Here is an 11931-nt window from a genome sequence, read left to right on the forward strand (position 1 = left end):
TGTTGCCTGCTCAGGCCGTGCCGTCCAGAAAAGCACGTACGATGTCGTTGAAACGGCGCGGATGCGCCAGATTGACAGCGTGGGAAGCACCGTCAACCTGCACCACCCGGGCATTCGGCAAGTGTGCTGCCAACGCAGCCACCGTCTGGTGGAAACGCTCCGGACTGCGCTGCCCCTGTATCAGCAGGATGGGCAAGCTCAGCGCTGCCAGATCGGCGGGCTGATAATGCGGCAATAAATCCGTCGTCAGCTGACTGGGCAGCGTATGAGCGTTATCCAGCGCCATCCTGCGAAAACTGGCTGGACTGTAGCGCCAGCTTCCTGCGCGGCTGACGCTATCGACGAATTCTGCCACTGCGGCCTCGGTAATGCCGGCGCGCAATTGCCCGGCAAGCTCGTCTCGAAAGGCCTTGTCCAGGCGCAGCGCCTCGCTATCTTCGCCTTCCAGGCGTCCTGCTGGCTCTACCAGCACCAGCTTCCCCAGCTTTTCGGGCATCCTCAGCGCCAGATGGGCCGCCAGCAAGCCGCCACGGGAATGGGCGACGACATCTACCTTGCCGGGCAGGGCACCTATCAGCTGCATCAGGTCTTCCACATCCTGCTCCCAGGACAGGGCAGGCAGGACTTTGTCCGGAAAATAAGCGCGCAAGCTGGGTGCGATGGCATCCCGGCCATGTTGGGCAAATTCCGTGACCTGGGCCCGCCAATAGCGCGCATCACACAGGGAACCATGGATAAACAGCAGCGGCGCGCCGTGCCCGGCGCGCAAGCCTGCCCAGGACAGCGTGTCGGGCAGATTGAAATGGGTGAAATCGGCAGACATGGAAAATGAAGCAAAGGCCATCAGGGCCTGGAATCCGCCAGTTTAACCGTCCTGCGGCCACAACGTCGGGTGCTGCACGCGACCATTCCGGTCATCAGGCAACACCGGCCCATATTCACGCCTGGCCGGGACGCATGCCCGGTAATGCAGCCTGGGCGATCATTGAACTTCACGCACTGAGCTCATGCCGCGACGGCAGCCGGACAGTTGCGTCTCAACCTTGCGTCTCAACCTTACGTCGCAGACGGCGCCCAGGCGGTGCATGAGAATCGGCCCTGTGCGGTATTTCAGCACAGGGCCGATGCAGGGCTTACTTCGCTGCGCGTGCTGCTGGCGTGGGCAGGTACTCGGGGCGCAGGATACCGTCCAGCGCCGAATAAGGCAGATTGAATACTGGCATGCCGTCAGAACGCGGCGCGATTGAATAGAGCGGATAAAGGATGCGTACACCATCCGTATCCAGCGCAAAAATACTGCTGGGCTGGTAGGGCCAGGTCTTTACGTATTCAGCGTATTCGGTTTCGCTCAAATTCTTGGCCGCCATCCAATTGTCGAAAGCCGTGCGCAACAGGGTGTCGAAGCGCGGCTTGGCGCCAGGCTCGAGCACGTCATCCAGCGTCAAGGCCCGCTGCTGCGGGATAGACCAATTCAGGTATTCGGTCTGGTACATGCCATTGGCACCGCCGGAATACTCTTCAGTTTCCAGCTCCAGGACCAGCAGCGCAGGCGTTTCGCGGTAGGGCTTGGCGCTCAGCGTCAGCATGTCGCGCGGCGTGGCGCTTTGCAGGAATGCAGCACGCAAGGCCTTGATCGACGGGAATGGGTTCTGGCCACCGTCCAGCATGCCCAACAGCTGGCTTTCTATGCTGCGGTTAAGGGCCGGCTGCGTGGCGTAGCGCGCAATGTTCACGCTGATATTGCCGCACAGCTCTTCCGAGCTCTTCAGGGTGCGGTCGCAGCTTTCAGGCAATTCCTTCCAGCTTTCCATGCTGTAAGGCAGCGCCGCGCTACTTTTCACCGGGGTCACGCCGATATCCGCAGGCGGGGTGCTGCCGCAGGCAGCAAGCAACAGTGCGGTCGCGAACGCAGGCGCCGCCAGCAGCGCGTGGCTTCGGGAGGAACGGTTCAGAGACGGGAAATTTTGTTTCATTGTTGCAGACCTTCCAGGGAAAAAAATGAGTCACGCGCAAGCGGGGCAGTACAGACTGCCCAAGCAGACAGATCAGGCCGCGTTGCGCACCTTTTCACCGATTTCATACGCACGGCGCACGGCAGGACGGGCGGCAATACGCGCCATCCAGTCCTTGATGCGGGGGAAATTTTCGATATTCTGCTGCTGGCGTTCGTAAGGCACGATCCAGGGGTAGATCGCCATATCGGCAATAGAGTATTCGCCGGCGACAAACGGCCGATCAGCCAGGCGTTTTTCCAGCACACCATACAGGCGCGTGGTTTCCTTGACGTAGCGCTCAATGGCATATGGCACTTTCTCTGGCGCGAACACCGAAAAATGATGATTCTGGCCTGCCATCGGGCCAAGCCCGCCCATCTGCCAGAACAGCCATTGCAAGGCATCCATGCGCTCACGCAAATCAGGAGACAGGAATTTCCCGGTTTTCTCGGCCAGGTAGACCAGGATGGCGCCCGACTCGAACACAGGAATCGCGGCTTTCCCATCGGCCGGATCGTGGTCGATAATGGCGGGAATGCGATTATTCGGCGAAACGGCCAGGAAATGCGGCTGGAACTGTTCGTTCTTCGAAATATTGATGGGCTGCAGGCGGTATTCCAGGCCTGCTTCTTCCAGGAAAATGGCAATTTTCTGGCCATTCGGAGTCGGCCAATAGAACAGTTCAATCATCGTTCATCCAGGATAAAGTCGGCAGTACACCGGTCTCATGACCGGTTTCGCCCAGGGCGAGACTGCTCGACAGTATCGTATAGACAGGCATTCAAGTCCATGCGTTCAAATCTCTGAATTTTCAGCAAATGTGAACGCATGGCTATGGGAGGAAAACAGATGCAGAACGATTTGCTCACCCGTCTCGAAGCCATGCGCAAGGGCGGCCAGGACAACCTTTTGCTGCGTTTCAGCCTGGGCAAGGCCTATGCGGAGCAGGAACGCAACCAGGAAGCCGCGACGGAACTGGAAGCCGCACTGGTACATGACCCGGATTACGGCGCTGCGTGGAAATGGTTGGGCCGCGCCCGGCTGGCGCTGGGCGATACCAGCGGCGCGCGCATGGCCTGGGAAGAGGGCGTCATACGGGCCGAAGCCCGCGGCGACAAGCAGCTGGTGAAGGAAATGCAGGTATTTATCAAACGCCTGGACAAAGCAGGAGCATGAAAACCATGGCAACAGCGACGATTTATCACAACCCGCGTTGCGGCACGTCCCGTACCGTATTGCAGCGTTTACAGGACGCCGGCCTTGAGGTGGAAATCATCGAGTATCTCAAAACGCCGCCGGCGCGGGACCGACTGGAAGCACTGATTCATGCGACCGGACTGAGCGTGCGCGAAGCCATACGCAGCAAGGAAGCGCTGTTTACGGAACTGAAACTCGATGATGCCACGCTCGAGGAATCGGCCTTACTCGACGCCATGGCCGCACATCCCATCCTGATCAACCGGCCCATCGTGGTGACCGAACGCGGCACGCGCCTATGCCGTCCCGCCGATGTCGTGGAAGAAATCCTGCCGGCCTGATCGTTTGGCAAAAACAGCGTTCATGCAGGCCAATGCCCTGCATGAACGCTGCGAAAATACCTCATTAACAAGATGAGGTATTTAATACAACCATATGATTTTAATAAAAAATATTAATAATAATATTAGTTATAGCGCCCGCCGGCCCCTGACAGGCTGAACCGTCCGGCCCCCAGGAAGAAAATGGCCAGGGCCCCGAACAGGAACATGCCGGGCAATTCCGGAGCCCAGCCGCCGCTACGCGTCAGATGCGTCAGCTCGCCGCCGTGAGCCAGGAAAAAGGCAAACAGCATGTTGACGATCACCAGCAGGGCGCCGACCCGGGTATAAGTGCCCATGACGATCAGAATAGGGCCCAGGACTTCGCCCAGATAGGCGCCATAGGCCAGCCAGCCCGGTAATCCTTTGGCCACCAGCATGGATTCGGGGCCGCCAACGCCGTTGACGACTTTCAGCAGGCCGTGCAGCAGCACAAGGATTCCCACGGCAAGCCTGAGTACCAGTTTTCCCAAGTCATCGGATTTCAGCATATTCATCGTTCTTGATTGATTGGTTTTGGAAGGCAACCATGATCATAGAGGATAGGCCACGGCGGAGACAGTGCCGGTTTTTGAATATTTGCAGACGGTCCTGGCAAGACCACTGAACCAGCAAGCTGGCAGGCGATGAAGCAGATCAGGTTCGACACGTCGTGGATTCAAACAGCTCCAAACCCAGGTCCAGAATGCGCTGCCGCAGGCCGTGAAAGCCGATGTGAAAACCACGAATGCGCGGCGTAGGATACGGTACGCAGGTTTGCGAATCAATGCATCAGTCATCAGCACTTGGGACGACAACGCAGAGGCATGAAAATGCTGTGCGTGTGCCAAACAAACACAGCATTCTGGCCTGGCTTCTCCCGTATCCATTCGACGCATAATGTATATTATGTAAAGTATTGGATGGGGATACTTTTACAGCCTTCATGGCAAGCATCCCCGCTACCTCGGCAGTCCGTCCTTTCATCCAAGCCTCCATCCAACGCTCAACTCCCGGAAACATTCGCGGATGTCTATCCGTCGACACCAGATCAACTATTTTCTGTGTCGCGGGTTCTTCTGTTGCTGTGAGCAGGAACACGTTGCGCGGCGACATAATCTGCCGCTTGCCTGTGCTGCCAAAATAAAAACAGCTTCCCCCCATGCCGGCAGAAAGCTGTTTCGGAAAACGCCCAGAGCCTCGCTGGGCGACTTCAGGAAAAATCAGTCGTTGCTGTTTTCGTCGTCATTGCTGCCCGATGTCAATCCGACCCCTTCCGGAGCCGCCTCGCGTCCGGATGCCAGACGCTGCAGATAGGCTTCGTCGATATCACCGGTAATGTAGCGGCCGCTGAAGCAAGAGTCTTCAAAAACCTGCAAGGCGGGATTGATGCTGGAGATCGAGGTGTGCAAGGCATCCAGGTCCTGGTACACCAGCGCATCGACGCCGATACGGCGGGCAATCTCGTCTTCGTTGCGGCCGTAGGCAATCAATTCTGTCTGCGTCGGCATGTCGATGCCATAGACGTTGGGGAACCTGACGGGCGGCGCAGCGGAAGCCATATATACCTTGTTGGCCCCTGCCGCCCGCGCCATCTCCACGATTTCGTGGCTGGTGGTACCGCGCACGATGGAATCATCCACCAGCAGCACGTTCTTGCCACGGAATTCCATGTCAATGGCATTGAGCTTCTGGCGCACGGATTTCTTGCGCACCGCTTGTCCAGGCATGATGAAGGTACGGCCCACGTAGCGGTTCTTGATCAGGCCTTCGCGATAGCTCAGGCTCAGGCGTGCTGCCAGCTGCATGGCTGCGGGGCGCGAGGAATCCGGCACCGGCATGACCACGTCGATATCGCCCAGGCGCAGTTGACGCGCCACTTTTTCGGCCAGGTGCTCGCCCATGCGCAGGCGTGCATCGTAGACCGACACGCCGTCCATCAGGGAATCCGGGCGTGCAAAATAGACATACTCGAATACGCATGGCGCATGCACGGCATCACCATCAAAGCCCTGTTGCGACACATTGCCGTCAAGATCAATGAAGATTGCTTCGCCCGGCTGCACATCGCGTACGAACGTGAAACCACAGCCAACCAGGGCCACGGATTCCGATGCCACCATCCACTCATCGCCCTTCCCTTCGTTGCGACGGCCCAGGCACAGCGGACGAATGCCGTTGGGGTCGCGGAATGCCAGCAAGCCATAGCCGGAGATATGGGCCACGACGGCATAGGCGCCCTTCACCCGATGGTGCATGGACTTGACGGCTGCGAAGATCGCATCGGTATCCAGCGATACGCCCTGGGCAGCCTGTTGCAGCTCGTGCGCCAGCACATTGAGCAGCACTTCGGAATCGGAGTTGGTATTGATGTGGCGACGGTCGATGCGGAACAGGGATTCACGCAGTTCGCGCCAGTTGGTCAGGTTGCCGTTGTGCGCAAACGCGATGCCGAACGGCGCATTCACATAGAACGGTTGTGCTTCTTCCACGCTTTCGCTGGAACCTGCCGTCGGATAACGCACATGGCCCAGGCCGGCATTGCCGGGCAGCGAACGCATGTTGCGGGTTCGGAAAACATCACGTACCAGGCCGTGGGCCTTGTGCATATTGAAGCGGCCTTCGTGCACCGTGACGATGCCGGCGGCATCCTGTCCACGGTGCTGCAAAAGCAGCAGACTGTCATAGATCAATTGATTGACCGGACTGCGCCCGACAACCCCGACGATTCCACACATGCTTGGTTCCTGTTGATATATCGTGAAATTCCCGCCAGACAGCCGGGTCCTTCCCGTCACTACTTGCTGGAGCCTGAGGCTCCGGATTAATTCTTTCCGCCGCGCCTCGTGTCAGTCAGCGAGGCTCGCGCTTCGGGCAGGCCATCACAGGCCCGCGCCCTGAGCGGCACCTCCTTGCATACCCTGCACAGATATCACACTTCCGGAAAGCGCTTCGAGGGCACCCTTGCCTGCATCGGGCGGCTGTACCGGTTCCTTCCATTCAGGCAACCAGTCCGGCCCATGGACCCCCAGCCAGGCCGTGATTTCGGCCACGGCATTCTGCGCCGTCCCGGAAAACATGGCGTCCTTCCACCAGGGCTGCTCCGGCATCGGGGTGTAGCCCGCGATAGCGGTACCGGCAAGCACCAGCACCAGGCCACGCAGCAAGCCGAACAGGCCACCCAGGCCGTGGTCGGCCGGCGTCAAGCCGGTGGTGCGCACCAAGGCCGCCAGCGTCATGTTCAACAGACCGACCAGCAGCAAGGCAGCAATGAAAACAATGAGATAGCCCAATCCCATGCGCAACATGGGCGCTTCGATGTATGGCGCCAGCCATTCGTACATCAGCGGCCCCCACCAGATGGCAGCAAGGGTGGCCGCGGCGAATGCCACCAGCGAAAGCACCTCTTTCAGCAGCCCGCGTATCAGGCCCAGCAAACAGGAGGCTCCCAGCACGACCAGCACGACGATGTCATAGGCTGTCATGTTGAACTCCTGGAGCCCCGCGTGACAGGGAAAAAATGCGCTGGCAACAAATGGAGACAGCCCTGCTCCAGGTTGGCCGGGAACCCGCTGCGGTCTTTGGAAGAAGCCGGAGCAATATTCGCCATGCCTAGGAGCAGGAGCGCAGAAATCATTGCGATATCTTTAGTACCGTAAGCGGCCGTGTTTATTGCGGTGCGATGAAGCCGTTATCGTAGCCCAGGGTACGCATGCGGGCCTGGGCGGCCTGTGCCGCATCACGCGAAGGGAAAGGACCAACGCGCAAGCGGAACTGCCGTTTGCCGCCAGCGGTGACCGGTTCGACATAGGCGTTGGTTATGCCAGCGGCATGCAATTCATTGCGACGTGCCGCAGCCGAGGCCTCTGTCGTATAGGCAGCTACCTGCAGGACGAAGCGTCCTTGCTGGGCGGCGCCCTGGCTGGTGCTCGGACGTGCCGCTGGCGCACGATTGGACGACTGCACGTTGCGCCCTTCCAGCAATGCCAGGGCAACAGCGCCGTCATCGGTACGTTGCGAATCGCGGCTGGGCGTGGTGGCTGGCGCCGGCGTGGGCGCTGGTGCGGGGGTTCGTGCGGGCGGACGGGTTTCGGCCGGAGGCGTTGCCGGTCGCTGAGTATCGACGGCGGGCGGCGGCGCGGGCGGTGCCGGAACGCGAGCCGGCGGCGTCACCGGGGGAAGATTCAGAGGCGCTTCCGGCGCAGCGGGCGGCGCGGCGGTCTCGGTCTCTTCCGAGCCAGGTGTCGCCGTGGCATCGGAAGCATCGGCCACAACGGTGGGTGCCGCCGGACGTGCGATCAATTCGGGGATGGAGACGGCAACGTCGGTGGCGACGGGTACCGGCTCGGAGTCCAGCACCATCGGCAGGACAACCACTGCGGCCAGTACCAGCGCCAGTGCGCCAGCCAGCCGACGGCGCGCCTTCACGCGCAATGACCTGGCCTGGGATTCACTGGACGCACCTGTCCGCTGCCGCCGTGCAGAAGAAGCTGTCTGGCCGTCTTTGTTCTGGCGAGAAAACAAACCCATGAAATGCGTCCGTCGTGTCCGTCGTAAAAGGAATCGGAATCGGGTGGTGCGCGGGATCAGGCCCGCACACCGGCCGTACGGCCCAGGGCTTCCAGTGCCCCGGCGACCGTCAGGAATGATCCGAACACAACGATTCTATCATTGTCCTGAGCCGCCTCGCGAGCAGCCGCAAAGGCAGTGCGGACATCCTGACATGCATGGACGGCCGGCTCGCCCTCCTTGCCTTCCTGAATTTCCAGCGTCTGCCTTACCTTGGCTGCGAGTTCTTCGCCCGTCGTGCCGCGCGGGCCTTGCAGCGTGGCGCAATACCAGCCGTCGATGCGGCGCCCCATGGTCCGGATGACGGCTTCGCGATCCTTGTCGGAAAGCATGCCCAGCACCGCATAGGTGTAGGGGTGGTAGCCCATGTTGTCGAGGTTCTGCGCCAGCACTGCCGCCGCATGCGGATTGTGCGCAACATCCAGGATCACGGCCGGCTGCCCGGGCAGGATCTGGAAGCGGCCAGGCAGCGACGCCTGGGACAGCCCGACGCGCACGGCCTGCTGCGGCACAGGCAACCGTTCCTGTACCGCCTCCAGCGCGGCCAGCGCGGCCGATGCATTGAGCAATTGATTCGCGCCCCGCAGCGCCGGATAAGCCAGTGCGCGGCGGCGCTGGCTGCGGCCGCCATATCCCCACTGCTGGCGGTCGCCGGAATAATTGAAATCACGGCCAAACTGCCAAAGGTCGGCGCCGATTTCTTCGGCGTAGCGTGCCACGCTTTCGGGCGGCATCGGGTCGCTGCAAATGGCAGGTTTGTCCTTGCGGAAGATGTGCGCCTTCTCCCAGCCGATGACCTCGCGCGTATCACCCAGCCATTCCGTATGGTCGATATCCACGCTGGTCAGGATCGCGCAATCGGTGTCCAGGATGTTGACGGCGTCCAGGCGGCCGCCCAGGCCGACTTCCAGAACGACCGCATCCAGGCGCGACGCGGCAAACAGGCTCAGGATCGCCAGCGTGGTGAACTCAAAATAGGTCAGCGAAACGTCGCCACGTGCGGCCTCGACCTTGCGAAAGTGTTCTATCAACTGGGCGTCGGTGGCGTACTCCCCGTCGACGCGCGCCCGCTCGTTGAACACCATCAGATGCGGCGAGGTATACAGGCCCACCCGATAGCCCGCCGACTGCAGAATGGCCTCGAGCATGGTGCAGGTCGAGCCCTTGCCATTGGTTCCGGCGACGGTGAATATCACCGCATCGAAATGCAGATCCAGGCGCTTCGCCACTTCCTTGACCCGTTCCAGCCCCATGTCTATGGGCTTGGCATGGATGGATTCAAGGTATGACAGCCACTGTGTCAAAGTGGCTTGTGCATCATCAAGTATGGAAGGCATGGCGGAACACGGCGCGGCAGACGCGCAAAAAAGATAGACACTCGGCGCGGCGCTATCCAGCATGACCGCGGCGATCAATCCTCTATTCTATCTCGCTTCCGCCCCAAGCCGCAGCATGCTGACCCTGTCGAGCCTGGCGGTGTTCGTTGTTGCGGCGCTGGTTCTGGGTTTGGCGGGCGCGTCCGTTGGCGCCGTTCTCATGGGCGTAGTCGCCTGGGGCCTGACCTTCGGCGGTGCGCCGACGCTGCTGCAAACCGCGCTGGCGGATGTGTCAGGAGACGCAGCGGACGTAGCGCAATCCATGTTGGTGACGATATTCAATCTGGCCGTTGCCGGTGGAGGCGTGCTCGGCGGCATCTTGCTGGAGCGCCAGGGGGCGGCCTCGCTGCCTTGGGCATTGGTCACGCTGGCGTTACTCGCGCTGGCCGTCGCCTGGTCGGCCAGTCACCATGGGTTTCGGCCTGGCCGCCGAATGACGGTCTGAAGCAGGCCCGACACAGGAAAACCTGTGCTGCTGGCGGAATGCACGGGCCTCTACGCGACTCGCGCGTGCAACGACCGAACCTATTGTCTTCCTGGCTTCGGCGCCATCCCGTGCAAGCAGGTCTTGCCAGCAACGAAAAATGCCTCCCTTGCGGGAGGCATTCAGGCCGGCGCCCCGGTAATGGCGGCGCCGAGCGACTAACCGCGCAGGTTTATTTCTTTCGTACCGGCGGCAGATCGGTGCAATGGCCTTCGGCCGCTTCGGCCGCCATGCCCACCGATTCGCCCAACGTCGGGTGCGGGTGGATGGTCTTGCCGATGTCCACGCTGTCCGCGCCCATTTCCACGGCCAGGGCCACTTCGCTGATCAAGTCGCCGGCATGCGTGCCGACGATGCCGCCGCCCAGCACGCGATGCGTCTCGGCGTCGAAAATCAGCTTGGTGAAGCCCTCGTCGCGGCCGTTGGCAATCGCACGGCCGGAAGCGGCCCAGGGGAACACGCCCTTGGTGATCTTTACGCCCTGCTTCTTGGCATCATCTTCGGTCAGGCCGACCCACGCCACTTCCGGATCGGTGTAAGCCACCGACGGGATGACGCGCGGTTCGAAAGCCGCCTTTTCGCCTGCAATGACTTCGGCTGCCACGTGCGCCTCATGCACCGCCTTGTGCGCCAGCATGGGCTGGCCGACGATGTCGCCGATGGCGAAGATATGCGGCACGTTGGTACGCAGCTGTTCATCCACGGCGATGAAGCCGCGTTCGTCGACACGCACGCCGGCCTTGTCGGCGTCGATGCGGTTGCCATTGGGCCGACGGCCTACGGCTTGCAGTACCAGGTCGTAGCGTTGCGGCTCGGTCGGCGCGCCCTCGCCTTCGAAACTGACATAGATGCCATCTTCGCGGGCTTCGGCACCCACCGTCTTGGTCTTCAGCCAGATATTATCGAAACGCGCAGCATTGTGTTTCTGCCAGACCTTGACCATATCGCGGTCCGCGCCTTGCATCAGGCCATCCTGCATTTCGACGACATCCAGGCGTGCGCCCAGCGCGGAGTACACCGTGCCCATTTCCAGGCCGATGATGCCGCCGCCGACGATGAGCATCTTCTTCGGCTGGCTGCGCAGTTCCAGCGCGCCGGTGGAATCCACCACGCGCGGGTCATCCGGTAGGAACGGCAGTTTCACCGACTGACTGCCTGCGGCAATAATGGCGTGCTTGAATCGCACCACTTTTTCACCGCCTGCCGCCAACGCCACCCTGATGTGGTGCGGGTCGGCAAACAGCCCGGTGCCCTGCACCACTTCAACCTTGCGGGCCTTGGCCATGCCGGCCAGACCGCCAGTCAGCTTGGCGATGACGCCTTCCTTGAAGCTGCGCAGCTTGTCCAGGTCGATCACGGGTTCGCCGAAGCTGATGCCGTGAGCGGCCTGGGCGCGAGCCTCGTCGATGATGGAAGCGCTGTGCAGCAACGCCTTGGACGGAATGCAGCCCACGTTAAGGCAGACACCGCCCAGCGTGCTGTAGCGTTCGACCAGCGCGACCTTCAGGCCGAGATCCGCTGCGCGGAACGCAGCGGAGTAGCCGCCGGGGCCCGCGCCCAGCACCACGACATCGACGTCGATGTCAGCGGAACCGGCAAAGCTGGCTGCCTTCGGCGCCGGCTCGGCACTGGCCGCTGCTGGCGAGGTGGCTTCGGCCTTGGCCGGTGCGGCCGCTGCCTCAGCCTTGGCAGGCGCGGCCTGGGCAGAGGCGCCTGCCTCCACTTCCAGGATCACCGAACCTTCCTTGACCTTGTCGCCGACATTGACCTTGACCGACTTCACCACACCGCCTTGCGACGCCGGGATTTCCATCGAGGCCTTGTCCGACTCCACCGTAATCAGGCTTTGCTCGGCTTCGATCGTGTCGCCGACCGCGACCAGGACTTCGATCACTTCGACGCTGTCGAAGTCACCGATATCCGGTACCTTGATCTCAACAAGATTGCTCATA

The 11931-nt window shown here is 61.1% G+C and carries 11 protein-coding genes and 1 pseudogene; 3 read left to right on the top strand and 9 right to left on the bottom strand.

Annotated elements, in window-relative coordinates:
- Positions 1-10: 10 nt before the first annotated feature.
- The 3 genes from ACEW7X_RS08795 to ACEW7X_RS08805 form a co-directional block, all read right to left on the bottom strand.
- Complete coding sequence (locus ACEW7X_RS08795) at positions 11-823, bottom strand: alpha/beta fold hydrolase (RefSeq protein WP_167731876.1); 813 nt, start codon at positions 821-823, stop codon at positions 11-13.
- A gap of 310 nt (positions 824-1133) precedes the next feature.
- On the bottom strand, positions 1134-1973 hold the full coding sequence (locus ACEW7X_RS08800) for an RsiV family protein (RefSeq protein ID WP_420177086.1): 840 nt from the start codon (positions 1971-1973) through the stop codon (positions 1134-1136).
- A 72-nt stretch (positions 1974-2045) separates the two neighbouring features.
- Positions 2046-2684, bottom strand: a complete 639-nt coding sequence (locus ACEW7X_RS08805) for a glutathione binding-like protein (protein ID WP_068372206.1) — start codon at positions 2682-2684, stop codon at positions 2046-2048.
- A gap of 159 nt (positions 2685-2843) precedes the next feature.
- Between ACEW7X_RS08805 and ACEW7X_RS08810 the strand changes: the two genes are divergently transcribed.
- Both ACEW7X_RS08810 and arsC read left to right on the top strand, forming a co-directional pair.
- Positions 2844-3170, top strand: coding sequence for a tetratricopeptide repeat protein (locus ACEW7X_RS08810; protein ID WP_083969645.1), 327 nt, complete (start codon positions 2844-2846; stop codon positions 3168-3170).
- Positions 3167-3532, top strand: a complete 366-nt coding sequence (arsC, locus tag ACEW7X_RS08815) for an arsenate reductase (glutaredoxin) (protein ID WP_134838430.1) — start codon at positions 3167-3169, stop codon at positions 3530-3532. Before ACEW7X_RS08810 ends, arsC begins: the two co-directional genes overlap by 4 nt.
- Positions 3533-3657: 125 nt before the next feature.
- Here arsC and ACEW7X_RS08820 read toward each other — a convergent pair whose 3' ends face one another.
- The 5 genes and pseudogenes from ACEW7X_RS08820 to folC form a co-directional block, all read right to left on the bottom strand.
- Positions 3658-4062, bottom strand: coding sequence for a DoxX family protein (locus tag ACEW7X_RS08820; RefSeq protein ID WP_068372548.1), 405 nt, complete (start codon positions 4060-4062; stop codon positions 3658-3660).
- Positions 4063-4773: 711 nt separating this feature from the next.
- Positions 4774-6288 (bottom strand): amidophosphoribosyltransferase, encoded by a 1515-nt coding sequence (purF, locus tag ACEW7X_RS08825; RefSeq protein WP_134838431.1) that lies wholly within the window; start codon positions 6286-6288, stop codon positions 4774-4776.
- A gap of 264 nt (positions 6289-6552) precedes the next feature.
- Positions 6553-7035: pseudogene (locus tag ACEW7X_RS08830) on the bottom strand (CvpA family protein); the annotation flags it as partial.
- A gap of 184 nt (positions 7036-7219) precedes the next feature.
- Positions 7220-8080: an SPOR domain-containing protein gene (locus ACEW7X_RS08835; RefSeq protein ID WP_420177087.1), complete on the bottom strand. Its 861-nt coding sequence runs from the start codon at positions 8078-8080 to the stop codon at positions 7220-7222.
- A gap of 56 nt (positions 8081-8136) precedes the next feature.
- Positions 8137-9456 (bottom strand): bifunctional tetrahydrofolate synthase/dihydrofolate synthase, encoded by a 1320-nt coding sequence (gene folC / locus ACEW7X_RS08840; RefSeq protein WP_420177088.1) that lies wholly within the window; start codon positions 9454-9456, stop codon positions 8137-8139.
- Positions 9457-9517: 61 nt separating this feature from the next.
- Between folC and ACEW7X_RS08845 the strand changes: the two genes are divergently transcribed.
- Complete coding sequence (locus ACEW7X_RS08845) at positions 9518-9940, top strand: hypothetical protein (RefSeq protein ID WP_420177089.1); 423 nt, start codon at positions 9518-9520, stop codon at positions 9938-9940.
- Between the two features lie 211 nt (positions 9941-10151).
- Here the strand turns inward: ACEW7X_RS08845 and lpdA are convergent, their stop codons facing one another.
- A complete protein-coding gene (lpdA, locus tag ACEW7X_RS08850) occupies positions 10152-11930 on the bottom strand; it encodes a dihydrolipoyl dehydrogenase (protein WP_068372542.1) in 1779 nt (592 codons plus the stop codon).
- Position 11931: the final 1 nt, after the last annotated feature.

The sequence above is a fragment of the Kerstersia gyiorum genome (assembly GCF_048595715.1).
GTDB lineage: Bacteria > Pseudomonadota > Gammaproteobacteria > Burkholderiales > Burkholderiaceae_B > Kerstersia > Kerstersia gyiorum.

Excerpts from the sequence above, each read along its gene's own strand:
- ACEW7X_RS08795 (WP_167731876.1), bottom strand. The coding sequence starts at position 823 with ATGTCTGCCGATTTCACCCATTTCAATCTGCCCGACACGCTGTCCTGG.
- ACEW7X_RS08800 (WP_420177086.1), bottom strand. The coding sequence starts at position 1,973 with ATGAAACAAAATTTCCCGTCTCTGAACCGTTCCTCCCGAAGCCACGCG.
- ACEW7X_RS08805 (WP_068372206.1), bottom strand. The coding sequence starts at position 2,684 with ATGATTGAACTGTTCTATTGGCCGACTCCGAATGGCCAGAAAATTGCC.
- ACEW7X_RS08810 (WP_083969645.1), top strand. The coding sequence starts at position 2,844 with ATGCAGAACGATTTGCTCACCCGTCTCGAAGCCATGCGCAAGGGCGGC.
- arsC (WP_134838430.1), top strand. The coding sequence starts at position 3,167 with ATGAAAACCATGGCAACAGCGACGATTTATCACAACCCGCGTTGCGGC.
- ACEW7X_RS08820 (WP_068372548.1), bottom strand. The coding sequence starts at position 4,062 with ATGCTGAAATCCGATGACTTGGGAAAACTGGTACTCAGGCTTGCCGTG.
- purF (WP_134838431.1), bottom strand. The coding sequence starts at position 6,288 with ATGTGTGGAATCGTCGGGGTTGTCGGGCGCAGTCCGGTCAATCAATTG.
- ACEW7X_RS08835 (WP_420177087.1), bottom strand. The coding sequence starts at position 8,080 with ATGGGTTTGTTTTCTCGCCAGAACAAAGACGGCCAGACAGCTTCTTCT.
- folC (WP_420177088.1), bottom strand. The coding sequence starts at position 9,456 with ATGCCTTCCATACTTGATGATGCACAAGCCACTTTGACACAGTGGCTG.
- ACEW7X_RS08845 (WP_420177089.1), top strand. The coding sequence starts at position 9,518 with ATGACCGCGGCGATCAATCCTCTATTCTATCTCGCTTCCGCCCCAAGC.
- lpdA (WP_068372542.1), bottom strand. The coding sequence starts at position 11,930 with ATGAGCAATCTTGTTGAGATCAAGGTACCGGATATCGGTGACTTCGAC.